The organism is Aphanizomenon sp. UHCC 0183 (genome assembly GCF_009712065.1).
Classification (GTDB): Bacteria; Cyanobacteriota; Cyanobacteriia; order Cyanobacteriales; family Nostocaceae; genus Dolichospermum; species Dolichospermum heterosporum.
Genome location: NZ_VILC01000061.1, coordinates 1 through 26,431 on the forward strand (window position 1 = coordinate 1; position 26,431 = coordinate 26,431).

Below are 26,431 nucleotides of genomic sequence, written 5' to 3' on the forward strand. Positions count from 1 at the left end.
AATGGAAATGCCATAACAGTTAAAGAAGATGGTACTCTGGAAGGAGCAGCAGATCCTCGTGGTGATGGTTCTCCTAGAGGGTATTAAGGAAGAAGAAGTCAGAAGCAGCCAGAAGAAGAAGCCAGGGAATAAATTCCCTGTCTAAAAGCTAAAGTCGGTTTTAACCGACTATTGGAAATGACGAAATATTACATTTATCTTCATCAGGTAAAAAGTCAATAAAATCCTGTACATCCTTAAATCCTGGACATTATCTCGACTATGGCTACGCCACGCAGGCTATCGCTCGATAACCACCTGATTCTGACTTATTTACTAAAAATCCGATAATACAACCAGGTGCTAAATTCTTTGAGGGGAAATAGTAAATAAGTCAAAGGATTTACTGTGACAATAATATTTCTAAAATCCCGTTTGGCAAAAAATAAAATACCCTGTGCAACCTGATTTGCTGACATCACACCATAGGGATTTAATTGACTTTTGAATGGACCTAAAATTAATTTGCGAATGACACAAGTTTGATCTAATCTTTTGAGGGTGACAATATCCCCTAATGCTCTTTTACTGAGTTCATACAAGGGACTTAAGGCTGGGGAAACTTCCGCTTCTGAAGTATTTACCCAAATTTCTTTGGTGGCTTTGTCTTGGGGTCCTGTGACGGTTGCAGAAAAGACATCTATCAGTTCCAAAGCGGAAAAGGTGTTAACTTGATAGGAATTTTGAATGGCGCTAGAAGTTCTATCTCCATACACATTAATGCCATGATTGATAATGAGAATGTCAACTTTATTTAAACTTTCTTTTAGTTGAGTTTCATTACCTAATTCCCATTTTACAATTTTGACCCGCTCTTGAATTGCGATTTTTTCAGGATTGGTTGTTAATGCCACAACTTTAGCATTATGCTTTAATAATTCTGCTGCTAATGCTTGTCCTAATGCACCGGAAGCACCTGTTAAGGCTACGGTTTTACCTTTGAGAGAAAGTCCTGTTCCTAGTATTTTATCCACTAGGGGAAATACACCACTATAGTAAGCATTAACATCATCAAAATGATGCCGCCAATGATAGGTTCTATTTACCCACCAAACGGAAGGAATTTTGTCTAATGCTCCGGGTAAATGATTGTAATCTGTGTCTATTGTTCCTTGAAAATATCGCAGTGATGCACCGTATAAAAAGGTGACAGCATAAGCGACTCCTAACCACAATCCCCATTGATGCGCTAGTAAGGCAATTATTGTTAAGATGATTACTAGGATGACTGATTCGACAATATCGTGATACAACTGGGAATCTACGTAGGCTTTTTGCGAAGTTAAAGTTAAATCTCGACGGTACACAGCATGATGTTTATTGTGCCATTTTGCTAACCATGTTATTTGATGGCACAAAGCATGATAAGCATCTCTGACAACTTCCGCCAGTAAGAGGGAGGAAAATCCCCAGGTTGTGAACTGGATACAGTTGTTTACTAAAACCGAGTCAATAGTTAAGCTTTGAGCCAAAATCATCATCTTTCTGGTGATACCTCTTTTTCTTAATTAAACCAAGTTATTAGTACGTTTGTGTATTTTTCCGTAAGTATTCAGTTATAGCACTCCTGTATACCCAGATCCCCGACTTCTGACATTAATTTATAATTTGCGGACACAACAAATAAAAGAAGTCGGGGATCTTAGATTTTTCCTGATCTATATCAATGGTTATATCAATCCCTGATTTGCTCAACTAATCGCTGTTCTAGCAAATCCAATAATCCATCTACATCTTTTCCTATTTCCTGAAAACAAGTTTCTGGTGATGATTTGGGGGCAAATTGAATTAACTTAATTTCTCCTTTACCAATACCAATCATAACTACTTCTGTTTCGGGTTTGTTATTATCAATAATTCCTAAGATCTCTTGGAGACGATTTTCAACTCGCTCATTGAGTTTTTCTATTTCGGATTGGGGACAATAAACAAAATGGGGAGTTGGTTGTAAATCAATCCCGATAGTTCCCTGACTATTACCATTTTCTAACCACAATCCCCAAAAAAGTGCGGCTAGTTCTAACTGATTGTTTTTGACAAATCTATCTAACTGTCCTCGCCATTTATTCTCTGCTGTTTCGGGTTGGGGAATACTAAACATGATGATTAATTGGTAATTTTATTTTTGTTATTTTAACCGAGATTGCACACGCCACAGACTTGTATAAATGCCGTTTTTCTCTAATAGTTGTTCATGAGTTCCGGCTTCGACTAATTTGCCATGTTCCATGACATAAATGCAATCAGCATTGCGAATGGTGGAAAGACGGTGAGCGATCGCTATTGTGGTCCGATTGACCGTAATTCGTTCTAAAGAACGCTGAATTGCGGCTTCGGTTTCATTGTCTACCGCTGAGGTAGCTTCATCTAGGATGAGAATTGGTGGATCTTTTAATACTGCGCGAGCGATCGCAATCCGTTGTCTTTGTCCCCCAGATAACTTTTGCCCCCGTTCTCCCACAATTGTCTCATAACCTTGGGGCAAACTCATAATAAAATCATGAGCTTCGGCTATTTTCGCCGCCATGATAATATCTTCATCGGTAGCGGTAAAAGTCCCATAGGCAATATTTTCTCCCACTGTACCATGAAATAAAAACACATCCTGACTCACCAAACCAATAGCGCGGCGTAGATCTCGCAAATTTAATTGTTGTAAATCAATTCCATCCAAAGTAATTTTTCCATTTTGCACCTCATAAAATCGCAGCAAGAGTTTAACTAAGGTGCTTTTTCCTGAACCTGTCGAACCCACAATTGCAATTGTATTTCCTGCGGGAATTTCTAAAGATAAATTGTGAATAATTGGGTTTCTATTGTGATAAGCAAAACTCACATTTTGAAATTCCAAAGCCCCGCGAATCATATCTATAGGTAAATCAATATTTCCGGTATGAATTGCCATCGGAGTATCCAACAAATCCATCACTCGATTAGTAGAAGCCATTGCCCTTTGATATAAATCAAAGGTATCTCCTAACCTGGTTAATGGCCACAGTAAAAGCTGGACTAAAAACACCAAAGAACTATAAGCACCTACAGCCAATCTGCCTTCTACTGCTGCCATCCCGCCAAATAATAGCAAGATGGTAAAAGCGATTAAAATGAACATCCGAATAATCGGAATATAACCCGCAGATAAAGCGATCGCTTTCGCATTACTTTGACGATAAGCATTACTTTCTGATTCTACCCGCGCGGCTTCATAAGCTTCTGCTGTAAAACTTTTAATAGTGGTAATCCCACTCAAATTATTAGATAATCTGCCATTTAGTAACCCTACTTTTTCCCGAACTTCTGCATAGCGAGGAGCTAGAAATTTCTGAAAAATTATCGAACCAAAGAGAATAAATGGCATAGGCAAAATTGCCATCCCAGCCACACTAGGAGCTAAAATAAAAAACGCAGTCCCCACAATAATAATAGTAGTAGTGACTTGGATAATATCATTTGCGCCCACATCCAGAAACCGCTCTAATTGGTTAACATCATCACTGAGAATAGACATTAAACCACCGGTACTGCGTTCTTCAAAATAAGCTAATTCTAATTCTTGTAAATGCTTATATGCGTCTAGCCTTAAATTATGCTGAATATTCTGTCCCAAATTGCGCCATAGTAACTTATAGGCATATTCAAACAATGACTCCAACACCCAAGTAATTACCGTCAACAAGGATAAAATCAGAAATTGCCCATAAATATCTTTTACACCTAACCGGGCAATGATAGAATCTTGTTGCTTAACAACCACATCCACCGCAATCCCAATTAATACAGGGGGTGCTAAGTCAAAAACTTTATTGAGGATAGAAGCACCAATAGCCAGACGAATTTGTTTAATATACTGATGTCCATATTTAAATAGACGCTGGAGGGGACGAACAGAATGTTTACGCCTTTTTGATAATCGGAGAGATTTAAATGGCATAGCCACATTAATTAATAATTACTTGCAGCTAATACTACCATATAATTGAGTTGATTTATTATCAATATTGAAGCAATAGATACAGTTATCTTCCTTTAGGAACAGAAGAGATAATTTTGAGAAATTGGTAACTTGTAATTTGGCAAACTTCACTTTTGGGAATTATATTAGAAAATATTGTCGCTAAAATTATTGTTCCCAGCAGCAAACAGCAGGGTATAATAACCTTGTTAATCAACCAGATGTGCTAATTTTCAGTGAAGACTACCAATACAGCAAAAATTCCTACTAAAACTCAGGGAATATGCCATATCAATCTTGATTTTGTTTAAAAATGCCACTAATGTGAGCAAATCTCCCTCCCGAAACCAGAACCAGACGTAAAACTAGACAAATCAATATTATGTCTACTCCCAATCATCAGCAACTCTCACTCCCAGAAGCCAAGAAAATACTCAACAAATTTAACTGTCTGGATATTGCCCCCATTCTTAAACCGTCAGAAAAAGTTCCCACTCGTGAGGCATTAATTTTTCTCACCAGTCTTACCGATTATCAAATCTTAGGTATTTGTGCTGATACAGCCGAAGAGGGAATTTTAGCCATGAAAACCTATTCTCGCGCTTTGGGTTATCAAGCACCAACTGATTTACCACATCCAGAAGGACCAGTTTATATCAAATTAAATGGCAAAAATGGCTTGTGTTATCTCGATTCCTATTCTGGGCATCATCGGGGAGTGTTAGTATCTTGCCAGTCCTATCAAGAGGGAGGAGTTAACGAGATGTATGGACATTTACCCCTCGATTTATTTGTCTAGGATTTCATTTACAATCATCTGTAGGGTGGGCATTGCCCGCCCCATTCTTAATCACTAATTACCGCATAATATGAGCATCGTTACCTTACAATCAGTTAAAAAAGATTTTGGAATTAAAGAACTTTTAAAAGATGCTAGTTTTAGTTTGGATACTAATGACAAAGTTGGTTTAATTGGTACTAATGGTTCTGGTAAATCAACCTTATTAAAAATGATTGCTAGGCTAGAATCAATTGATAGTGGGCAAATTTTAGTTAATTCTGGGGCAAAAATTGTTTACTTGCCTCAACAGCCAGATATGGACGAAAATCACACTGTTTTAGAACAGGTATTCGCTGACAGTGGCGAACAAATGAACCTCGTCAGAGAGTATGAAGAATTATCTGATAAATTGGCACATTATCCCGATGATAGTCAGTTAATGTCTCGTCTTTCTAGTGTAATGCAGCGAATGGATTCTACTGGGGCATGGGAAGTAGAAACCAACGCCAAAATCATTTTAACAAAATTAGGAATTGCTGATTTTGATGTGAAGGTTGGCACATTATCAGGGGGATATCGCAAGCGCATTGCTTTAGCAGCAGCCTTGATATCAGAACCAGATTTATTATTAATGGATGAACCTACAAACCATCTTGATGCTTTGTCTGTAGAATGGTTACAAAGTTATTTAAATCGCTATCGTGGCGCACTTTTATTAATTACTCATGATCGTTATTTTTTAGATAAAGTTACTAATAGAATTATCGAAATTGATCGAGGTGATATTTACAATTATACAGGTAATTATTCCTATTATTTGGAAAAGAAAGCTTTAGCTGAAGAATCTGCCGTTAGCACTCAAAGGAAACATCAAGGGATTTTACGGCGGGAATTAGAATGGTTAAAAAAAGGACCCAAAGCTAGAAGTACCAAACAAAAAGCCAGAATTGAACGCGCTCATGCACTGCGAGATACTGAGTTTAAACAACTTAATGGTAAGGTGGATATTTCTACCGTTGGTAGGCGGATTGGTAAGAAGGTTATTGAACTCAAAAATGTTAGTAAAGGCTACAATGGTAGAACTCTAATTAAAGATTTTACATATCAATTTAGTCCAGAAGATCGGATTGGCATTATTGGTGGTAATGGTGCAGGAAAATCTACTTTAATGGATATTATGACTGCCAAAATTAAACCAGATTCTGGTAGTGTGGAAATTGGGACTACAATTCATATCGGTTATTTTAACCAACATTCAGAAGAATTGTTAACGGCGGTAAATGAAGATCAACGAGTGATTGATTATATTAAGGAAGAAGGGGAATTTATTCAAATATCCGACGGTACGAAAATCACGGCTTCCCAAATGTTAGAGAGATTTTTGTTCCCAGGAAATCAACAATATGCACCCATTAATAAACTTTCTGGGGGAGAAAAACGCCGTTTATATTTATTGCGTATTCTCATTAGTGCGCCCAATGTGTTGATTTTGGACGAACCGACTAATGATTTAGATGTCCAGACCTTAGCGGTATTAGAAGACTATCTAGAGGATTTTAATGGTTGTGTCATTGTAGTTTCTCATGATCGTTATTTTTTAGATCGGACGGTAGATAGAATTTTTGCTCTAGAAGAAGGCGGAGGTTTACGTCAATATCCAGGGAATTATTCCATTTATTTAGATTATAAAAAAGCTGAAGAAGCAGAAAAACAAGAGACACAAAAAACTGCAATTGTCGAAGAAAAGGTTGTATCTCCAGTTACAGAGACTAAAAAACGCCGCAGATTATCCAATTGGGAAAGACGGGAATTTGAAGAATTGGAAGGAAAGATTGCCAAGTTAGAAGCAGATAAAACAGCAGTAGAAAGGAAATTGGCAACTGTGGCTGGAAACTATAGTCAAGTACAAAAGCTATATGAAGAGGTGGAAACGCTGAAGAAAAATATTGATTTGTCCACAGAACGCTGGTTAGAATTAGCGGAAATGGATTCTTAAGTTATCTCGTTCCCAGTCTCCGACTGGGAATGCCATTTAGAGGCTCTGCCTCCATAATTTAGTAGTCAATGAAGGCAGAGCCTTCCGTAATTCATTCCCATACAGAGCATGGGAACGAGAACATTTTTGTGTAGGATTTATTTATGCAAATGTGTTTATAGTGAATGATGACGAATAAAATACCCCATTTTAATAATATTAAAAATGGGGTTTTATCTATTCTACGGTCAGTTAAATGCTGATGCTGTTGAGGATAAGTCTGGGTTGTAGATATTCGTAATTTACTAAACGTCCCTTGTTGCTCAACTCAATTTTTCTTTGCACCACATTCAATTCTTGCTGGAATTTATTCACAACATCGTCAGCATTGGGGTCTTCAAATTCTTCCTCTTCATAATATCCTAGTCTGTCATAACGATAGGCTGAGAGTGTGAATAAAGTTGTTAATTGGCTACTTGTTGGTTTGGCAGCTGGTAAAAAATCTATCAGTTCCTTGCGGGTACAAACGCCTTCTTTTTTAATTGGTTGATAAGCAGCCAGAGGCATATTGGGAATGAAACCCATGTATTCATATTGGGGGAAATTAACAGCAGAATGCAGAGGTCCACAAGTGTAAATGATAGTAGTAACAATCTCTACTAATTGTTTCAAAGTATCAATGCGATCGCTCATCCCCTTGACTCTACCACCATCCTGAGCCACTAATTCCCGCGCCCAAGCTTGTAGTTCGACATCTGCTGTCAAGTCTGCGGGACTCTTGTAGTAAAGCTCCAAATAGTTAAACACAAACTTGTTAATCGCGTTCCACAACAAGATCCCATCGTCCCGATAAGGATAGTGGGGCAAATTTTTCACATCATCCACACCGCGATTTTTGAGTTCTGTTGGCAGCGCAAACTGATCCAATCTCCAATCTGTATAAGCATCTACAACAATTTGCAGTGATTCTTGCAGAGTTCCCGCTAATAATTCATCAACAGGACCGCCTCTATTCACCAACCGCTGGCGACCTAAATCATTGTTGGCCAACATGAACCGGAAATGGGGTTTTAGTAATATTCTCAGCGGATGGTTCTGGGCTAATTGACGAGGAGTAACAACCGCAAAGGGTTCCATCACAAAGTGAGTCCGGCATAAATGGCTACTCATTTCATGATGATTAGCATCAGCAATTTGCACACAGGACTTGGCATAAAACCAGGTAGAAGAGTCATCAAAAGGGGTCAGCAATGGGCTGGCTTTTCCTTCCTTGGGATTGATTTGAATCGCTATAGGTACTAATTGACCACGATCTTGAAAGCCTGAACTCCGCCAACAGAAAAAGGCTAGTGGTGCTGGTAAATACTTTTTCCCTTTGGCGAAAGTGCCACCTCGAATGAACGCCAAAGGTCTATAATCAGCTACATAGAGATTTCCGGTTGCCAGTCTTTCTCTTAAATCAATAGAATTGCCAAACTTAGCTTGCAATTCTTCGATGGTAAAGGCAAAGTTGGCTGGCATTTGCTTAATCTGACATAAAACCACAGGATTCACGCCACAAAGCCGTTGTTCGGCGAAGGAATCATCTGTTTCATAATTTTTCATCACATTAGGTTTTTGCAAAACTGGAAAAAAGTCTTCATAGTCTTGCAATTCATCTAAGGGGTCCCACATAGCATGGGCTTTGACAGCCATCATATTGCTAGGAAGTTCTGCTGTCTCTATTGTCCGTTCAGCAATATACTTGGTAGAAAAATTCTCAGAGGGAGGTACGTTTTTGAGCATCGCCATAGGAGGCAAAAAATCATACCTAAATTCATACTCTTTGCGACCTTTCTCTAGGGAAGATTGGCGTTGTGTGGGATTTGGGTCATTTTGAGGTAAAAATGGCTTCATGGGACTTAATACCAGTAATTTAATTGGCAATCTATAATGCTGGTATGCAATAGACTGTATTAAATTATCTCATGCTATGATTGCGGATATCATTTTAATTTAATAAAATTTTAACTATTTTGGATAAATATGGCTTGAAATAATGCTTTTTTTGTGGACGGACATAAAAGCACACAAGAACCAGAAATTTTAACTGCTAAGGAATAAATGGTATTACTAAGTATTAATTACCACATCTTCATAAACATCTGCCATTGTCAAAGTTAAGTTATAAGTAGTGAGACAGAATTAATTACACAATTTCATTGCGTTAGCAAAGCATGGCGTTAGCCATATGGAACGAAGTGAAATGAAGCAATTCCAAGGGTTGTGATTGCTTCCCTTCGCTCGCAATGACTGTAAATATTTTTGTCCAATTACTTATCTCGTTCCTAGTACAAAACAGCGTAAATAAACCAACCATTCTAAATCCTCCAAAAGCCTATACTGTCTTCATTTTGACTTTTGACTTTTGACTTTTGACTTCCGCCTTGCGGTACTAGTCTCTGACTAGGAATGCAGTTAATGAGGCTCTGCCTCTAATATCATTGAAGTCAGAGCCTTCTAGAATTCATTCCTAGTCAGAGACTGGGAATAAGATGAATAATTGATACGTTTTTTGCGTTTGTCTGTTGTTGCCATTGAAACGGAATGTAGCATAGATTTATTATAGCAATGTTCAAGATGCTCAGATCCCCGACTTCTTAAAGAAGTCGGGGATATATATTCTGTTATATTTAAGTAACTTATATTAAAAACTTCCCATGAGCCAAACTGCGATAAATCTGATTGCTATCTCTGTTTTCCTGATGACTTTTTCCAGCCTGTTGGGACCATTAATACATCTTTCTCCCACAATACCAGCCTTAGCTACGGTGACGTTTTTAGGAATTGCAACTTTAGATAATTTCAGCTTTCAAGGTAAGGGGGGAACGATAGTATTAGATTTCGTGGCGCGATTTTCTCCAGAATATAAAGAACGGATTTTACATCATGAAGCGGGTCATTTTCTCGTGGCTCACCTGTTAGAAATTCCGGTAACTGGTTACACTCTTAGCGCTTGGGAAGCTTGGAAAAAAGGACAACCGGGACAAGGGGGAATAACTTTAGAAGATAGTGAGTTAACAGCGCAAATAGAAAATGGAAAAATTAGCGCCCAAATGTTAGACCGTTATTGTACTATTTGGATGGCAGGAATTGCGGCAGAAACTTTGTTTTTTAACTCATCTGAAGGTGGTAATGATGATAAAAGTAAGTTAACTGAAGTTTTGCGAGTTATTGGTTTTTCGGAAGCAGGTTATCAGCAAAAACAGCGTTTTCATTTGCTTCAGTCTAAAACTTTGATTCAGGAAAATTGGGAGAGTTATCAAGCTTTGGTAGCAGCAATGAGAGAACGGGTTTCTGTTGTGGAGTGTTTGGAAATAATTATCTCACGCAGAGGCGCAGAGGCGCAGAGAGAATGTGGAGAGGTTTCATGAAATGTCTCTAGACTTGTAGAATATAGGTCTTTCACCTGTAAAATTATTTTTGTAATTACTCATGTCTTCAACTCCCCAGTATCTTAGCGGTAACGATATTCGTCAATTATTCCTCGATTTCTACACCCAACGGGGACACCAACCGCTTCCGAGTGCTTCTCTTGTTCCTGAAGATCCGACTGTGCTACTGACGATCGCAGGTATGTTACCATTTAAGCCGATATTTCTGGGACAACGGACACCGGAATTTAAACGCGCTACGACTTCGCAAAAGTGTATTCGTACCAATGATATCGAAAATGTAGGACGAACTCACCGCCATCATACATTTTTTGAGATGTTGGGGAATTTTAGCTTTGGTGATTATTTTAAACCACAGGCGATCGCTTGGGGTTGGGAATTATCTACTCAAGTCTTTGGTTTCTCTCCTCAAAATCTGGTTGTCAGTGTGTTTGAAGATGATGATGAAGCTTTTACCATCTGGCGCGATACCATTGGTGTAACGGAAAAACGCATCAAGCGCATGGGTGCAGATGATAATTTCTGGGTTTCTGGTGCTACTGGTCCCTGTGGACCATGTTCGGAAATTTATTATGATTTTCACCCAGAACGCGGTGAAGATAATATTGATTTAGAAGATGATACCCGATTTATCGAGTTTTATAACTTGGTATTTATGCAATATAATCGGGATGCGTCAGGAAATTTAACCCCGTTACAAAATAAGAATATTGACACGGGAATGGGTTTGGAAAGAATGGCACAAATCCTGCAAAATAAGCCGAATAATTATGAAACAGATTTGATTTTCCCGATTATTGAAACTGCGGCAAAAATTGCCAAAATTGATTATCATCAAAGTGATGAAAATACGAAAGTTTCTTTAAAGGTAATTGGTGATCATGTCCGTTCTGTGGTTCACATGATTGCTGATGAAATTCGCGCTTCTAATGTGGGAAGAGGTTATGTTTTACGGCGTTTGATTCGTCGCGTCGTTAGACATGGCAGATTAATCGGAATTTCTGGAGAATTTATTAACCAAGTTGCAGAAACCGCAATTTCTCTTTCGGAATCAATTTACCCAAATTTACGACAAAGAGAAACTGCAATTAAAGCCGAATTGCAAAGAGAAGAAAGTAACTTCTTGAAAACTCTTGATAGAGGAGAGAAGCTATTAGCTGAAATTATCCAAGATGTAAAACAAAAAGGATTAACTTCTATTAGTGGTGAAAGTGCTTTTACTCTCTATGATACCTACGGTTTCCCATTAGAATTAACCCAAGAAGTTGCTGAAGAAAATAACATCACTGTTGATGTTGATGGTTTCAATGCAGAAATGCAAAAACAGGTAGAACGCGCAAAAGCTGCACATGAAACCATAGATTTAACAGTACAAGGTTCTTTGGATAAACTTGCAGAACATATTCACTCTACACAATTCATTGGCTATACCCAATTAACAACAACTGCAAAAATCGAAGTTTTATTAGTTGCTGGTGTTTCTGAAGAAGCAGCAGAAGCAGGAACAGAAGTGCAAATTGTTCTCGATAAAACTCCTTTTTACGCTGAATCTGGCGGACAAATTGGCGATAAAGGATATATATCCGGTGATGGTATTTTAGTCAGAATTGAAGATGTCAAAAAAGAATCTGATTTCTTTATTCATTTCGGACGCATTGAACGGGGAACAATCAGAATTGGTGATGAAATTACCGCACAAATAGATCGGGGTTGTCGTCGTCGCGCTCAAGCTAATCATACAGCAACTCATTTATTGCAAGCTGCTTTAAAGAAAGTTGTTGATGAGGGAATTTCTCAAGCTGGTTCTTTGGTTTCTTTTGATAGATTGCGGTTTGATTTTAACTGTCCTCGCGCTTTAACCATTGAGGAAGTTATCCAAATTGAAGAATTAGTAAATAGTTGGATTTGCGAAGCTCATTCTGCTACAATAGAAGAGATGCCTATCGCCGAAGCAAAAGCTAAAGGTGCAGTAGCAATGTTTGGGGAAAAGTACGGTAATCAAGTGCGCGTGATTGATTTCCCTGGTGTTTCAATGGAATTATGTGGGGGAACTCATGTTAATAATACTGCGGAAATTGGCGTTTTCAAAATCATTACTGAAGCCGGAGTTGCTTCTGGAGTAAGAAGAATAGAAGCTGTTTCTGGGGCTGCGGTGTTGGATTATTTGAATATTCGTGATATAGTGACGAAAGACTTGTGCGATCGCTTTAAAGTCAAACCCGAAGAAATCCCCGACAGAATCACAACTTTACAAACCGAACTCCGCAACAACGAAAAAGAAATTCAAAGCCTGAAATCACAAATAGCAATAGTCAAATCTGATAGCTTATTACTGACTGCGGAAATAGTAGGAGAACATAAAATTATTGTTTCTCAACTGGAAGATATTGACGCAGAATCATTAAAAGACGCTGCGGAAAGATTGCTGCAAAAAATCGGTAACGGTGCGGTGGTTTTAGGTTCTATTCCCGAAGCAGGGAAGGTGAGTATCGTTGCAGCATTTAGTTCTGAAGTGAATAAAAAAGGTGTCCAAGCTGGAAAATTTGTTGGTAATATAGCTAAAATCTGTGGAGGAGGGGGTGGTGGAAAACCCAACCTCGCGCAAGCTGGGGGAAGGGATGCAAGTAAATTACCAGAAGCATTAGAAACTGCGAAAAATGATTTGTTAGCAGCATTAAAATAAGATTTAGATCCCCGACTTCTTAAAGAAGTCGGGGATCTGGATGCTGTCTACTACTGTAAAATTTCAAAGATTTTGTTAACTACTTCTATTAATTTTTCAGCTTTAATTTGACCTGCTTTATATAAAATAATTTGCTTATCAGCAGTAAACAGCCGATTTGGTCTGATATTGCTTGGCTGATTTAAAGCACCGAAGTTAAAATCACAATTATCCAGTTTAATAGCATATATCACTAACAGATTGACTAGTAATTTGGCAAAGAATCAGGTCATTTCCCTGAAGTGTAGCAATAACTAAAGCAGGTCTGCGTTTTGTCTGAGTTAAATCTGAGAATGGAAATGGAACAATAACAACATCACCTTTTATAAATTCTTCCATGCTGCTTCTTCCTCTGGTTTTAACCAATCTTTTTGCAGCGAAGATTCACTCATAATAGTGATTTCTAGCATCTTATTTTGTTGGTGCTTGGTTTGCAAAAACTGGACAAAATCTAAGATTTCCTGTAACACTGGTTCAGGTAATTTTTCTAATTCTTGTGTTATTTGTTCTTTAATTGTCATTTGAATTTTACCCTTTTCTAATTGTTAACATATATGATATCAGCTTCAGCAGTAATTTTATTTATATCGTTACTGCTACTTTACCTACTTGTGTAGAAGGTTCAGGTATAGGTTTTCCATCTTCTTTCAATACTTCCAAATACAATTCTACAGCTTCTTTAATTAGTTCTTCTGTTTCTTGTAAGGTATCACCACAAGCAACACATCCGGCTAAATCTGGAACATAAGCAGAATAATTGCTACCTGCCCATTCATAGACTACTGCATAATTTTTCATTGTTTGTCCTCCAGTTGTGCTTGGGAAAAAATACTCTTTCAAGTTCCTTCCGCTAAGTCTTTACTAAGTTTACCTGCTACTACCACAATACCCGATTTAATTTGATGTTTGAGGATACGATGACTACCTCTAATGCGATCTATATACCAACCATCTTCTTCCAGGATTTTGAGAACTTCTTTAACCTTCATTGTTTGCTGTCATAGCGTGATTAGTGATTTGATAAGTTAAGCGTAAAAGCACCAAGACATCAAGTATAATATCTTCAATCTACAGAATCAAAAATTTTAGTTATTTATTAAGTTAGTTTAAGGAGTTGTATGATTTATCGTCAGGTAAAAATGGAAGATAGAGAACTTTTAAAATTCTACAAAGAAGGTAAAAGGAATTTTAGTCATCATAGATTATATAACAGAAATATCGCAAATTCTGGTTCTCCCGCTCCCTTTATGATTTTCCCGGAAAAATATGGTGTAAACCCTTGTCATGATTAGGTTTGAGGCTTTAATGTTCCTCAAAAATAGCGATCGCTTATTAATTTAGATCAAACCCATGTACAGCAACGTTTTTAGACACCTAAAAGGGATGTTGGTACACAAGCATTATAAAAGTTAGCATCTGGCATTTGTTCCATTTGCTTATATAATTGAGGTGAGCGTCTACCTTCTACTTTTGGGGGAATCAAACCTTCGCAGAGAATAACAATTTTATTTCTAATTCTGCTATCTTGAATAATCTTTAAACAATGTTCTTTTAGTTCTTGCTCATTAAAACTCATATTCTTGATTAGGTTGATTATTGAATTGTTCTTGCTTGTAATTTTGGGTCTAATTCCTTAACATGAGCAGGTGTAACTGCATTACATAATTCATAGGAATGAGTTGCAAGAATATATTGATTAGTCGCACCCCATTCTTCTAAATCTCTAACTATTTGATATTGCCAATCTGGATGAAAAGATATTTCTAATTCATCCATTAATACAGTAGCATCTTCTATTTTATTATGTTTTAACCACATATATATACATAATCTTTTTAATTCTCCATGACTTAAATCTTCTGGATAAAGTTCTGTTTCATCACCATCAATTTTAAAATTGATTCCAGATAAATCAGGTTGTACATTAATTTTTTTGTTACTCAAAAGATTGTTGAGTTCATCTAATAATCTTACATAATTATTAGCATAATTTCCCCTTTGTTCTACAGCTTGTTTAAAATCATCATCCCGTGCTTTTTTGAAGGCTTCAATAAGAATATCTATTGATAGGAAGTCATAGGTAAAAAATCCAGGTAATTTAGAATTAGCTGTTTTAATTTGTTGGTAATAGTTAGTTTGATTATTTTCCTGTTTTTTAAATAGTGACTTTCTGTTATCAGGTTGTAGAAATAGGAATATTTGTGAAATATGAGCAGTTAGAAATATTTTATTTGATAATTCAATTAGTAATTTAAATATTTCATCTCCATCGAATTGACAAATAAATCTCCCTATAAAGTTTTGAGCAGTCTGAAAACTATAAATAAAGCATAAATTAATATATTTTTCTGATTTTTCCTCATAAAAACTAACTGATTTAATTTCATCATCGTCATAATCTTGTTCCCGTAATTTTAAAATATAAGATTCACTACAAATAAAAAAATCCAGTTGTACAGTTTTACTACCATCCCAAATATCAATAATAGCTAAAGTTCTTTTACCAGATTCATCATTAACCTCAAAATCATGTAGTAAGTTTTGTATAAACCCCACCCTATCAGGATTACCAGCACAATGTAATAAAATAAAAATCAACTGTAATAACGTACTTTTTCCACCACCATTTTGACTACCAAGGGGAAAAATACGCGGAGTAAATTCCTTCTCAAAACTAATATCTACATTTTTTAAAGCCCGAAAATCAGGGACTTGGATTCTTTGTAAGTGCATAAATCAATATAGTGGTTGAAGCTTTTCAGTATATCATACTATAAATTATTTAATATTGGTATATAAGTATATAATTATGGAGATAATTATGAAAACATTGAAAATCATAAATAGAGTGCATTATGGCTTTGTGGAGACTTTATTATCATCTAGTTTGGACAACAAAAGAGCATCAGCCACTAATTATCAATGATATAGAAGCAAAAATTTACAGTTATATTATTAGCAAAGCTGATGAACTTGAAACCATTATTCATGCTATTAATGGTACAGAAAATCATATTCATATAGTAGCTTCTATTCCTCCCAAGATTTCTATTTCTGAATTTGTGCAAAAAGTCAAAGGTAGCAGCACTCATTATATTAATAATGTATTTTCCCCACAAGATATGTTTGGTTGGCAAAGAGGCTATGGTATTTTTTCGTTAGGGAGGAAACAACTCAGAATTCATTCTGAGGCGGAATTGGGGATGAAGATTGATGTAAATGGGATTTTCAAGCCTGCGTGGGAATAAATCATCAAAACGCAACAACCCGCCTGGGAATGAATTCCCAGTCTAATAATCAAAGCCGGCTTAAGCCGACTATAATATTTTCAGTCTGTAGGTTGGGTTGACGCTCATGTTACCCAACATCAACAACAATAATAAATGTGTTGGATTGCATTTCATTTAACCCAACCTACAAACTAAAACCATAAATAATATTACTAATTTAATTTATAAATTAGCCGTTATCAAAATCTTCTGAAACAGATTCTAGATCGTCCGAAGCCTTTAAAAGATCATCCCAACTATCTGGAGGATTACCACTTGCAAGCATTTTAGTAAAAATGTTGTATGGATCTGTTTTTGCTCCCTCTTTCCGAAGCGAATTTTCATCATTTATCCAAGAATAAATAATAATTTTTTCCGTACTGCTATAACGAAAGAATAAGCGGAATCTTCTATTAAATTTAGCTCGAAACCAATGCTTTTTATCTGTTCCTAATGTTTTACCTTGCCTAAATTCTGGTGCGCTCGGATCTTCAGGTATTCGCCTAAAAATAAACTCATTAATATTGTTGAGAAACTTTGTAGCTGGATGTTGCTGATATCCTTCTGGATTTCTTTCTTTAAGTTCCTCAACTTGAATAATCAATTTTTTATATTTTTCACCGAAGGCAGGATGAATTTTTAATGTCCACCCATTAACATTCATACAAACATGAAATCCTCTGGGAACTCTTCATCAAGATCAACTTCCATCCCTTCCGTAAGCAATGAGGCACGACGACACACATCTTCTGTAAGTGGTTCAATAGTGCTGGGATTTTTCTTGATATCTCTAGCAAGGAAATCTAAGAACGCCTTTACAAAAGAATGCTTTTCCATATTTGGAGACAATATTCTATTCATTCCTAGTTTTTCTCCCTTTTTCTGATAAACAACTATGTACTTGTTGGAACGATTTACACCTGTACGATAAGAGTTTGCATTGTTACGAAGCTTCACTTTCATTACTTACAATGATTTATATACCCATTCTCAATAGTACCATATTTTTCTGAAAAAGTCTGTACGTTGGTTTGACATGAAGAAACCCAACGTCAACCAAAAAGCATTATTAATTTAAGTTATTTTGATACCAATTATTGAATTTTTTCCGGGCTGCGTTTTAGCAAGTTTTAACGCAAGATAAACTTCTTGAAAAGAACGTCCATAACCTATAGAACAAGTCAGACCAGATGTAGTAGATTTATAAATTTTTTGAATATTTTTTAGCATATCTTCATCTATATAACCCTTAAATAATAAATCATCTCCAGCAGCAAAAATTACTGAATTTTTTGTATTACTGCGAATGAATTTACTAATTTCATTAATTGCCTTTACAATTGATTCACTAATTTTTTTAAATTTATTTTCACTGGTAGAATTCACAAATAGTTCTTCTAATGCTTGTCCTGTATTATCACCATCTAATCCATAATATAAAATTTCAGATTGGTTAATATCAGATAACGTTATAATATTAACTTTTTTAGGCTGTTGAATGACTGGATCACTTGAATTATCTGACAGAAGTATTGGATATATTACATCAATATAAAATTCTATAAAAGGGAAAGACATTTTCAACGCTAAGTCGGCTTTAAATCTTTCTGAATCAGTCAACAACTTACCTTTATGTGTTGTACTATTTCTAAGATATAGCATAAAATCATTAAATTTTTTGAAAAATTCTATATCAAAGTCTTCAGGAGGGTTGCTTTCTATCTTTGAACTGATCGTGTTGAGTTTTTCTCCAAGTGTAGTTTTTTTAATTGGTGAACTTATTTCATGAATAAATTTATTTATTAATAAACTAATTAAATCTTCAATACTAGAAGAAATAGAAGAAGCTGCTATCCTATATATTGCATTATCTTGTTTTATATCACCTTGTAGTTTAAGCTTAACAGATTGGATAAGATTATCTTTGAAAAAATTAAAATCCGCATTTTTTTGATCAATTGCAATATACTTATTAGTATTATTATCAATAATTTTTGGTTCTTCGGTTATTTTTATGGAAAACCCGGTTCAAAATCATTGAAAGCCCTATTGTGTAGGCATTTCATTGAAAATATGGAAATAATTGTTTATAACCCTTGTCCCGTAAGGGTTTTGTTATCACCAATCCTCAATCACCATAAAAGAGACGCAAGAGCCTTATTTTTTTGTATCTAACTATTTCGGAAAGATTTAGGTATGCAATCGTATCAATATCTGCACTATTTGGCGTAGATATATAACTGGACAGAAGTATATCAATGGGTAAAAATCCTCTGTCTTTGGTTAAATTAGATAATTGTATCACGTCAATCATATATTGGTGTTTAATATCTAAAACATATGAGACTATAGAAAAAAGATTTTTTTGTATAGCAGTACCATTACTTAAATCCACCATTAAATTAGAATCATCTGGTACTGATTTTATAACCTGCTCAATTGCATTGATAAAATTCTTAATAGATTCGTTGGAATAATTAATATCTACGATTCTAGAAATAAATAAAGTTTCTTCTATGCCATGTTTTTCTAAAACATCTATCCAATCAGTTTTTTCTTGTAACTGTTTTTGAGATTCTTTAGAATGAAATATACTCAAAACGGCTTGATTGTTTGATTCTAAACGTAGGGGTAAAGCATGAGCTAAACCCCTACACATCTGGGTTTTTTGTCATTTGGCAAAAGTTTAAATCTCACCCGTGTTTAGTATATATAAATATTGAATAATTTTTTACCAAACACCTCTAAAGACCTATGATATGCAGCAAGTATAGAATTTGCAAAAGTATATTGGTTTGTATTACCTAATACAATAAGATTTGCCACAGGGTACTTCTCCTTTTTAATCTACACCTATTTCAGGCTTACACTTATACTATAGTAAAAATATAGTATACTTGGTCTTATTTTGTTACTAATCTTAGAATTTTGTATTCCTAAAATCTAACATACCTTTAAGATACAAGGTTGGGTTGTATTTCATTTAACCCAACCTACGAAAAATATTAACCCAAAACGAAATTTACCAACTTACCAGGAACAACAATCACCTTCTTGATTTCCTTCCCTTCAATATAACGCTGTGCAACCTCAGACTCCCGCGCATATTTTTCCAATTCCGCTTTGTCAGATTTTGAAGGAACTTGAATAGCACCGCGAGTTTTACCCATAATTTGAATTACCAAAGTAATTTCATCAGCTATCAAAGCCGCAGGATCAAAACTTGGCCAAGTTTGGGTATGTACAGAATTTTTATTCCCCAACAATTGCCATAATTCATCACCAATATGGGGTGCAAAAGGCGCTAACATAATCACCAAAGTTAGAATCCCTTCCGCGTAAATTGGCGAATTATGACAATCAGCATCAGTTAAGGCATTACTTAACTTCATTAATTCCGAAATAGCAGTATTGAATTGATATTCATCTACCACATCTTCCGTAATTGCTTGAATCGCAATATGAATTGCCCGACGCAAATCTTTTTCCGCTTTATTTAACTTATCAACTTCGGCTTTTTGCTGACAAACTCCCGCAGCAGCATAATCTGTCACCAACCGCCAAACGCGATTTAAAAAGCGGAATTGTCCCTCAACATCAGCCTCATCCCATTCTAAATCTTTTTCAGGAGGTGCTTTAAATAAAATGAACATTCGCGCCGTATCAATGCCATATTTATTAATTACATCTTCCGGTGCAACACCATTGCCTTTTGATTTGGACATGGTAGCATAGAGACGTTGTAAAGGTTCTCCAGTTTGTGGATCTACAGGATTATTAGCATCAACTAAATTTGAAGGAATCCATTTATCCTTACCACCTTTATTCGGGTTCATGTAAGTTAAACCTTGTACCATTCCCTGAGTTAACAGCTTTTGAAATGGTTCATCAAAGTTAAATAAACCTCTATCTCTTAATACTTTGGTGAAGAAACGCGAATACAATAAATGTAAAATTGCGTGTTCAATTCCCCCCACATATTGATCTACAGGCATCCAATCATTTACTTTACCAGAATCAAAAATCTTTTCCTCATTCTTGGCATCAGAATAACGCAAGAAATACCAGGAAGAATCAATAAAAGTATCCATTGTATCGGTTTCCCGTTTCGCAGGAGTACCGCAAGTTGGACAAGGCACATTTACCCAACTTTCCAATTGTGCTAAAGGTGAACCACCACGGCCATTTAATTCGATATCTTCCGGTAATTGTACAGGTAAATCTTTGTCAGGGACAGGCACAATTCCACATTCAGGACAGTGAATAACAGGGATAGGTGCGCCCCAATAACGTTGTCGAGAAATTAACCAATCTCTAAGGCGATATTGTATTCTTAATTTACCAAAATTGTGTTTTTCGGCAAATTCGATAATTGCTTTTTTCGCATCTACAGAATTCATGCCATTGAAGTCACCAGAATTAACTAAAATTCCTGCTTCTGTATAGGCTGATTTTAAAGTTTCTTCTGCACCAATTTCCGGGACAATTACCACTTTAATAGCTAAATTCTGTTCTTTGGCAAATTTGAAATCTCGGACATCATGTGCCGGTACACCCATTACCGCACCTGTACCATATTCATAGAGAACATAATCTGCAATCCATAGGGGTACTTCTTCCCCAGTGAAGGGATTCACGACTTTCCCCCCCGTAGGAATACCCCGTTTTGGTTTATCTTCGGCTGTTCTTTCTAGCTCGCTTTGGTTGCTGACTTCCTTGATAAAGGCTGCTACTGCTGCTTTTTGTTCTGATGTGGTAATAACCTGAGTTAAGGGGTGTTCTGGAGCTAAAACGACGTAACTCACACCATAAACAGTGTCGGGACGGGTAGTATAAACGCCGATTTTTTCATCTAAGCCGACAATAGGAAATTCTAAATAAGCGCCTGTGGATTTTCCTATCCAGTTGGCTTGCATTAATTTAACTCGTTCCGGCCAACCTGTGAGTTTATCTAAGTCATTTAATAATTCTTCGGCGTAGTCGGTAATCTTGAAAAACCATTGACGTAGTAATTTACGTTCTACTATTGCTCCACTACGCCAAGAACGTCCTTCGTTATCAACTTGTTCGTTTGCTAATACAGTTTGGTCAATGGGGTCCCAATTCACTGCGGCTTCTCTTTGGTAAGCTAAACCGGCTTGTAAAAATTGCAGAAAAATCCATTGCGTCCATTTGTAATAATCGGGGGAACAGGTAGCAAGTTCAGTTTCCCAATCTAAGGATAAACCCAGACGTTGTAATTGTTGCCGCATTTGGGCAATATTTTGATATGTCCATTTGGCAGGGGGTACACCTCGATCAATGGCGGCGTTTTCTGCGGGTAGTCCGAAAGCATCCCAACCCATTGGATGTAATACCCGATACCCTTGCATCCGTTTGAGGCGGGCAATCACATCTGTGATTGTATAGTTTCGTACATGACCCATGTGCAAGCTACCGGATGGGTAAGGGAACATGGAAAGCGCGTAGAATTTTGGCTTATTTGTATCTTGAGGTGTTTTGTCTAAGCCAAGTTCTGACCATGTTTTTTGCCATTTTTCCTCTATTGCGGCTGGTTGGTATAACGTTTTTTGGGGGGACTCCACAACTAAAACTCCTAATGCTGTTAGCTAATTTCGCTATTGTGGCATAATCTCGACTGCCGCGAAGGTATTGTGGCTAGAAATTAAATGTTCCACTCAATGTTCCACAAAAATTCGTTCTTAGGCAGGTTCTTTAACTAACGCGCTTTTTAGATAACTGGTTGATTTTGCCGACGTTTCTCCTTGAGAATCATCTTGACACCACCACCAGGACCTAATAATAAGCCTTTGCGAACAGGCTTAACTGGTTCGGTTTCCGCTAATTTTAGATGCCAATTAGATAGCACTTTTGCCAACACAATTTTCATTTCAAATAATGCAAAAGCCATGCCAATACAGCGACGATTACCACCACCAAAAGGTAAATATTCAGAAGGAGAAAATTGCCGTTCTAAAAAACGCTCTGGCTTAAATTGTTGAGAATCAGGATATAAATCTTGGCGATGATGGGTTAAATAAATACAGGGAACGACAATAGTTCCCGGCTCAAATTTTTCACCTGCAATTTCTAATGGTGATTTCACCAAGCGATTTAATCCTAACATTGCTACTGGATATAAACGCAGTGTTTCTGAACAAACAGCATTCAAATAAGGCAATTTGAAAATTGCATTTGCATCAGGAGTTTCACCCAAGCTATCCAATTCTGCTAATAGCTTTTCACGGACTCCTGATTGAGAATGAATCCAATATAGAGCAAATGCTAAAGAACTGGCTGTAGTTTCATGACCTGCGACTAACAAAGTCATCAACTCATCACGTAATTCTATATCTGTCATTGCTTCTCCAACTTCATCACGAGCAGCCATCATTAAAGATAGAATATCAGTCCGAGATGGATCTGGTTGTAATTGCCTTTCGTGAATTTCTGCATAAATGATATCATCTAGCTCTTGACGTAATCTTAAAAAGCGTCCCCAAGGACTCCATGCACCTAAATCTCGTCGCAAGAATGGAAACATAATCATTGCTACCCTGAACAAAGGTCTTTTGGGATTGAGGATAGCCATTAGATTTTGTTTGAGTTTGTCGTAACGTTCCCCATCTTTTAGTCCAAATACAGCTTTTAAAATTACCTGAAAAGAAATTTCTTGCATAGAAGACAAAATTGGAAAAACTTCCCCAATTTGCCATTTACTAGTTACTTGCTGAGTAATATTATTAATTAATTCACCATAATTTAGCATCCGTTCCCCATGAAATTGAGGAGTTAATAATTTTCGCTGCCTTTGGTGAGTTTTGCCTTCTAAGGATAAGAGAGAATTTGGTCCTAAAAGCGGCACTCCCGAACCTGCGGGCGTACCAGAATCTAGCTGTTTGGGGTCTGTGGTAAAAATCTGTTGAATCCCTTGGGGATTGCTTATAAATACTTGTGGTTTAAAAAGTGGACCGATTGTTAAGGTGAAAGTATCACCATAATTTTTGGCGCATTCTTCCAGATATCCCAAAGGGTTTTTTAACCATTGGAATGTTTGTATCCAAGGGTGAGTATTCGGTCTATTAGGTAGTTTTAAATTAGACATTTTGATAAATTTTCTATTGTTCTAGATAATTCAGAAAAATCGGCGGGGATGAGTTCACGATTCTAATTGAGAAATCGTTTTCATTGTTAATTCCTGCACATTATTAAACACTAGCTTTGCCCCAGCTTGTATCAGCTTTTGTGTATAAGCTTCACTAACTGCTGTTGTTTCCTGAACGTGGGGAGGTAATACTCCAACACCTAACCAAATCCGAGAATTATCTATGGCTTTGGCTTTTTCTACAGTGTGCATATCTGCTACAGTATCACCTACATAGACAACTGTTTGTTTTTGATTATTACCATTTTCTAAGATGTTAATAGTCGCAAAAAGTCCGGTAGGATCTGGTTTACCGGGTGCGTCTTCCATAGCAATTAGGATGGGAGATTGTAAACCTAAGCGTTTTTCTAAAACGTAGTTAGCACTCAAGCGAGTAGCACCACTAAAAAACCCCCAAGCAATACCAGATTGCGTGAGTTCTTGAAAATAACTAGGCTGTGCTAATAAAGGTTCATGACAAATGTAGCCGTTCCAATTTTCGGAGTCTGTACCGCGATAACGACTTTGAAAATAAGTGATAATATCTTCATAATCTAATTGGAGTTGTTCTCGCTGTTGTCCTTGACTGACAAAATGGCGGTAAATTAATTCTTGGGAGGCTTCCCAATCGTTATTCCAAATTCCTTCTGATTTGAGGTTGTCAATGTCTGTGGGTGTGGGACGATAGGCTTGGGAGGTAAAATGTTCGACTGTATCGGATATTGCGCGACGATATGAACCGCTAACGTCACGAATTACCCCATCTATATCAAATACAACTATTGCTTTTGTGTTTGCGGTCATGACAGAAACTAGAAAAGGAGGATATATAAAATTCTATAGTAATCCTAATTTGATTTTTGGTATTGCTGATTAAATGTAGGGCTTACGCATTGACAAAGTTTTCTAAATATGTAATGTGGATTTTATCTCTTGTAGGGTGCGTCAGACCCAATAATTTGGTAAAAAACAGATTTCCTCTATCTGACGCACCCTACTCAATAAGTTATTCCCAAAGCCGAAAACGACGCAATTTCCTTCATTCATATGATGGTAAGTTAGTGAGCGTGCGTAAGTCCTAAAATATATGAATATGTCTCACGCCAAGGCGCAAAGGCGCAAAGAATTAAGGTTGCAAAGGTTAAATTTACCAATTTCATCTTTTTTCATCTTTCCATTCAGTAACAGTAACGCCTGATTTCTTAATTCCCATAGATAAGTAGTGAGACAGAATTAATTACACAATGTTATTGCGTAAGCATTGCGTAGCGTTAGCCATATGGAACGAAGTAAAATGAAGCAATTCCAAGGGTTGTGATTGCTTCCCTTCGCTCGCAATGACTGTAAATATTTTTGTCCAATTACTTAAAAGGCTAAAAACTGACAATGCTGATATAATAAGGCTACAATTGCGATTAAATCAGTGGCAAACAATATAAAGTATGGTAACTATCGTTGTCCTGATTAACATCTTTATTTCTATTATGCTCTTTCATTTAGCTGAACAATTACGAAAAGCAAAAAATAGTCTAGCATTGATAACAGATATATTTAATCAATATGAATGTGCTAGTTATGCAGCTTTACATAGGTTACCAGATAATATTTATTTAGCTAAAAAAAAGATTGCAAATCTCCATTTAGAGAACCAACTTTTTAAACAAAAAATCCAACAATTCCGGCAAATTCTCAGTCTCATTGTCCTGGTTAGGCAAATTTCTCAAGGATCGTTCCCGTTTCCATATCTAAATTTGAAAAATCCGAGTAAACTAGGATAGAATCTCCAGAGTCATCAATTATGCTTAAGCGTTCTAAGTTCGAGACAACTCAGTCTCAAATCATGCACCGTGCTGAGGAATTAATTAGTGCTGCGTCAAACCGCTATCGCATTACCGTACAGGTGGCAAATCGTGCTAAACGGCGACGTTATGAAGATTTTGAAAATAACGAAGATTCTATCATGAAGCCTGTACTCAGAGCAATTATTGAAATGTCTGATGAATTAAATCAGCCAGAAATTATCGGTGAATTGTAATTTAAGGAGTCAGGAGTCAGGAGTCAGGAGTCAGAATATTTGTTCACATTTTGACTTTTGACTTTTGACTTTTGACTTCCGCCTTGCGGCGCTAGTCGCCCTACTTCTAAGTTTGGCGGTATTTTGGGTAATGTAAATGAAACAGCAAAAACTTTTGATAGGGCAATTTTTTTCACCATTTATCATTACTTTAATGTCGGTGATAATAGTTGTTTTGGGAATAGGAAATACTAATTTATTGCATATTGCACCCGCAGCCGCGCAAATATTTACTCCTAGCGATGTCTGGCAAAAAGTATATCAACAAATTCCTGATTTTCCCCAAGAAAACCAATATGTTAGTAAAGTAACTGGAAAAATTGTAGCTACAGATACTTTGGCTAGTCGCCTAATTCGCTATCATATTTATAATAAGGGTAGATCCCCAATTTATCGCCTGGATTGGAAACTGACTTTGGCTGATTATTTGGATGCGAATGAGACTATATATGTTGATAGTTATCCAGGCAATGGCATTTTAACACAAAATCCTTTAGTTGGCGATCGCATGGTAATTAGTAAACTTACCCGTCGTCAAAGAAACAACCTTGTCCAAGTTTTAGTCAATATTTTTAGTCCCCCTGCTCAAAAGATGTAACTTTACCAGATATGGTGGATAAAAATTTAGAAGATCTAATCGTCAAAATTGCGAAGAAGGTCATTAAAAAAGAACTTAAAAATGGCAATTTAGATAATTTACCAATTATTTCTACTGAATCTAATCATGGATTGGATAATTGGCAAAATCCAGACACAACAGAGGAAGTTATTGATGATATCCAAATTATTCCTTACACTAGATTACCTGATCAAGAAGATATAGAACTTGAGCGTAAATTACGAGAACTCAAGTTTAAACAGGAGTTGAGAAAAGATTGGATTTCCTTTTTAGTGAAAGATGTAATTGTCTATTCTACAACTATGATTTTTATTTTGGTACTTATTGGTTTTTATCTATTTCGGATTAATTGACATTCAGAGGGAACAGGGAACAGGGAATAGAAGTAAGTAATTGGACAAAAATATTTACAGTCATTGCGA

27 protein-coding genes and 1 pseudogene are annotated in these 26,431 nt (G+C 36.4%); 10 read left to right on the top strand and 18 right to left on the bottom strand.

From position 1 onward, the window contains the following. Window positions 1-308: 308 nt before the first annotated feature. The 3 genes from FJR37_RS18080 to FJR37_RS18090 all read right to left on the bottom strand — a co-directional run bounded on the left by FJR37_RS18080 (window position 309) and on the right by FJR37_RS18090 (window position 3,970). Window positions 309-1,517 (bottom strand): bifunctional sterol desaturase/short chain dehydrogenase, encoded by a 1,209-nt coding sequence (locus tag FJR37_RS18080; protein ID WP_039204960.1) that lies wholly within the window; start codon window positions 1,515-1,517, stop codon window positions 309-311. 197 nt (window positions 1,518-1,714) lie between these two features. Next, window positions 1,715-2,140, bottom strand: coding sequence for a hypothetical protein (locus FJR37_RS18085; protein WP_039204958.1), 426 nt, complete (start codon window positions 2,138-2,140; stop codon window positions 1,715-1,717). 27 nt (window positions 2,141-2,167) lie between these two features. Further along, the gene (locus FJR37_RS18090) at window positions 2,168-3,970 is read right to left on the bottom strand and encodes an ABC transporter ATP-binding protein (RefSeq protein WP_174763449.1); all 1,803 of its coding nucleotides are present in this window, start codon (window positions 3,968-3,970) and stop codon (window positions 2,168-2,170) included. Window positions 3,971-4,373: 403 nt separating this feature from the next. Here FJR37_RS18090 and FJR37_RS18095 point away from each other — a divergent pair, with 403 nt between their 5' ends. Next, window positions 4,374-4,790 (top strand): DUF1824 family protein, encoded by a 417-nt coding sequence (locus tag FJR37_RS18095; protein ID WP_027404618.1) that lies wholly within the window; start codon window positions 4,374-4,376, stop codon window positions 4,788-4,790. A 70-nt stretch (window positions 4,791-4,860) separates the two neighbouring features. Further along, window positions 4,861-6,768, top strand: coding sequence for an ABC-F family ATP-binding cassette domain-containing protein (locus FJR37_RS18100; protein WP_168466720.1), 1,908 nt, complete (start codon window positions 4,861-4,863; stop codon window positions 6,766-6,768). A 231-nt stretch (window positions 6,769-6,999) separates the two neighbouring features. On the opposite strand, the gene FJR37_RS18105 is transcribed toward FJR37_RS18100, so the two are convergent. Beyond that, the gene (locus tag FJR37_RS18105) at window positions 7,000-8,643 is read right to left on the bottom strand and encodes a lipoxygenase family protein (RefSeq protein WP_039200563.1); all 1,644 of its coding nucleotides are present in this window, start codon (window positions 8,641-8,643) and stop codon (window positions 7,000-7,002) included. 803 nt (window positions 8,644-9,446) lie between these two features. Between FJR37_RS18105 and FJR37_RS18110 the strand changes: the two genes are divergently transcribed. Both FJR37_RS18110 and alaS read left to right on the top strand, forming a co-directional pair. Beyond that, window positions 9,447-10,160, top strand: coding sequence for an ATP-dependent Zn protease (locus tag FJR37_RS18110; RefSeq protein ID WP_039200564.1), 714 nt, complete (start codon window positions 9,447-9,449; stop codon window positions 10,158-10,160). Window positions 10,161-10,221: 61 nt separating this feature from the next. Continuing rightward, on the top strand, window positions 10,222-12,864 hold the full coding sequence (gene alaS / locus FJR37_RS18115) for an alanine--tRNA ligase (protein WP_168466721.1): 2,643 nt from the start codon (window positions 10,222-10,224) through the stop codon (window positions 12,862-12,864). A 50-nt stretch (window positions 12,865-12,914) separates the two neighbouring features. Here alaS and FJR37_RS27040 read toward each other — a convergent pair whose 3' ends face one another. The 5 genes from FJR37_RS27040 to FJR37_RS18135 all read right to left on the bottom strand — a co-directional run bounded on the left by FJR37_RS27040 (window position 12,915) and on the right by FJR37_RS18135 (window position 13,892). Then, window positions 12,915-13,097 carry a hypothetical protein gene (locus FJR37_RS27040; RefSeq protein ID WP_235335002.1) on the bottom strand — a complete coding sequence of 61 codons (183 nt, stop codon included), beginning with the start codon at window positions 13,095-13,097 and terminating at the stop codon, window positions 12,915-12,917. Beyond that, window positions 13,081-13,242 (bottom strand): type II toxin-antitoxin system PemK/MazF family toxin, encoded by a 162-nt coding sequence (locus FJR37_RS27045; RefSeq protein WP_235335003.1) that lies wholly within the window; start codon window positions 13,240-13,242, stop codon window positions 13,081-13,083. Before FJR37_RS27045 ends, FJR37_RS27040 begins: the two co-directional genes overlap by 17 nt. Beyond that, on the bottom strand, window positions 13,227-13,424 hold the full coding sequence (locus tag FJR37_RS18125; protein WP_039200566.1) for a DUF2281 domain-containing protein: 198 nt from the start codon (window positions 13,422-13,424) through the stop codon (window positions 13,227-13,229). Before FJR37_RS18125 ends, FJR37_RS27045 begins: the two co-directional genes overlap by 16 nt. A gap of 61 nt (window positions 13,425-13,485) precedes the next feature. Next, the gene (locus tag FJR37_RS18130) at window positions 13,486-13,701 is read right to left on the bottom strand and encodes a type II toxin-antitoxin system HicB family antitoxin (protein WP_039200567.1); all 216 of its coding nucleotides are present in this window, start codon (window positions 13,699-13,701) and stop codon (window positions 13,486-13,488) included. Between the two features lie 38 nt (window positions 13,702-13,739). Beyond that, a complete protein-coding gene (locus FJR37_RS18135) occupies window positions 13,740-13,892 on the bottom strand; it encodes a type II toxin-antitoxin system HicA family toxin (RefSeq protein WP_072033583.1) in 153 nt (50 codons plus the stop codon). A gap of 129 nt (window positions 13,893-14,021) precedes the next feature. Between FJR37_RS18135 and FJR37_RS18140 the strand changes: the two genes are divergently transcribed. Then, window positions 14,022-14,195 carry a hypothetical protein gene (locus FJR37_RS18140; protein WP_168466722.1) on the top strand — a complete coding sequence of 58 codons (174 nt, stop codon included), beginning with the start codon at window positions 14,022-14,024 and terminating at the stop codon, window positions 14,193-14,195. A 74-nt stretch (window positions 14,196-14,269) separates the two neighbouring features. Here the strand turns inward: FJR37_RS18140 and FJR37_RS18145 are convergent, their stop codons facing one another. Together FJR37_RS18145 and FJR37_RS18150 are read right to left on the bottom strand one after the other, a co-directional pair. Beyond that, complete coding sequence (locus FJR37_RS18145; protein ID WP_039200568.1) at window positions 14,270-14,479, bottom strand: hypothetical protein; 210 nt, start codon at window positions 14,477-14,479, stop codon at window positions 14,270-14,272. 17 nt (window positions 14,480-14,496) lie between these two features. Beyond that, window positions 14,497-15,636 carry an AAA family ATPase gene (locus FJR37_RS18150; RefSeq protein ID WP_168466723.1) on the bottom strand — a complete coding sequence of 380 codons (1,140 nt, stop codon included), beginning with the start codon at window positions 15,634-15,636 and terminating at the stop codon, window positions 14,497-14,499. Window positions 15,637-15,758: 122 nt separating this feature from the next. Between FJR37_RS18150 and tnpA the strand changes: the two are divergent. Further along, window positions 15,759-16,082 (top strand): annotated as a pseudogene (gene tnpA, locus FJR37_RS18155) (IS200/IS605 family transposase); the annotation flags it as partial. Between the two features lie 280 nt (window positions 16,083-16,362). On the opposite strand, the gene FJR37_RS18160 reads toward tnpA, so the two are convergent. From FJR37_RS18160 to FJR37_RS18190, 7 genes are all read right to left on the bottom strand, one after another. After that, complete coding sequence (locus tag FJR37_RS18160; protein ID WP_168466724.1) at window positions 16,363-16,836, bottom strand: type II toxin-antitoxin system YhaV family toxin; 474 nt, start codon at window positions 16,834-16,836, stop codon at window positions 16,363-16,365. After that, window positions 16,833-17,135 (bottom strand): type II toxin-antitoxin system PrlF family antitoxin, encoded by a 303-nt coding sequence (locus FJR37_RS18165; RefSeq protein WP_039200569.1) that lies wholly within the window; start codon window positions 17,133-17,135, stop codon window positions 16,833-16,835. The genes FJR37_RS18160 and FJR37_RS18165 overlap by 4 nt, the downstream gene beginning before the upstream one ends. A 111-nt stretch (window positions 17,136-17,246) precedes the next feature. Further along, on the bottom strand, window positions 17,247-17,792 hold the full coding sequence (locus tag FJR37_RS27050) for a mCpol domain-containing protein (RefSeq protein ID WP_254434604.1): 546 nt from the start codon (window positions 17,790-17,792) through the stop codon (window positions 17,247-17,249). A gap of 508 nt (window positions 17,793-18,300) precedes the next feature. Then, the gene (locus FJR37_RS18175) at window positions 18,301-18,831 is read right to left on the bottom strand and encodes a hypothetical protein (protein ID WP_168466725.1); all 531 of its coding nucleotides are present in this window, start codon (window positions 18,829-18,831) and stop codon (window positions 18,301-18,303) included. 346 nt (window positions 18,832-19,177) lie between these two features. Continuing rightward, window positions 19,178-21,757 (bottom strand): leucine--tRNA ligase, encoded by a 2,580-nt coding sequence (gene leuS / locus FJR37_RS18180; protein WP_168466726.1) that lies wholly within the window; start codon window positions 21,755-21,757, stop codon window positions 19,178-19,180. A gap of 146 nt (window positions 21,758-21,903) precedes the next feature. Then, a complete protein-coding gene (locus FJR37_RS18185) occupies window positions 21,904-23,277 on the bottom strand; it encodes a cytochrome P450 (RefSeq protein ID WP_168466727.1) in 1,374 nt (457 codons plus the stop codon). 54 nt (window positions 23,278-23,331) lie between these two features. After that, complete coding sequence (locus tag FJR37_RS18190; protein WP_168466728.1) at window positions 23,332-24,120, bottom strand: TIGR01548 family HAD-type hydrolase; 789 nt, start codon at window positions 24,118-24,120, stop codon at window positions 23,332-23,334. Window positions 24,121-24,758: 638 nt separating this feature from the next. On the opposite strand from FJR37_RS18190, the gene FJR37_RS18195 reads away from it, so the two are divergent. From FJR37_RS18195 to FJR37_RS26230, 4 genes are all read left to right on the top strand, one after another. Further along, window positions 24,759-25,094, top strand: a complete 336-nt coding sequence (locus tag FJR37_RS18195) for a hypothetical protein (RefSeq protein WP_052149799.1) — start codon at window positions 24,759-24,761, stop codon at window positions 25,092-25,094. A gap of 20 nt (window positions 25,095-25,114) precedes the next feature. After that, a complete protein-coding gene (locus FJR37_RS18200; protein ID WP_015079483.1) occupies window positions 25,115-25,351 on the top strand; it encodes a DNA-directed RNA polymerase subunit omega in 237 nt (78 codons plus the stop codon). Between the two features lie 136 nt (window positions 25,352-25,487). Beyond that, window positions 25,488-25,988 carry a hypothetical protein gene (locus FJR37_RS18205; RefSeq protein WP_168466729.1) on the top strand — a complete coding sequence of 167 codons (501 nt, stop codon included), beginning with the start codon at window positions 25,488-25,490 and terminating at the stop codon, window positions 25,986-25,988. A gap of 11 nt (window positions 25,989-25,999) precedes the next feature. Next, window positions 26,000-26,362: a hypothetical protein gene (locus FJR37_RS26230; RefSeq protein WP_174763450.1), complete on the top strand. Its 363-nt coding sequence runs from the start codon at window positions 26,000-26,002 to the stop codon at window positions 26,360-26,362. Window positions 26,363-26,431: the final 69 nt, after the last annotated feature.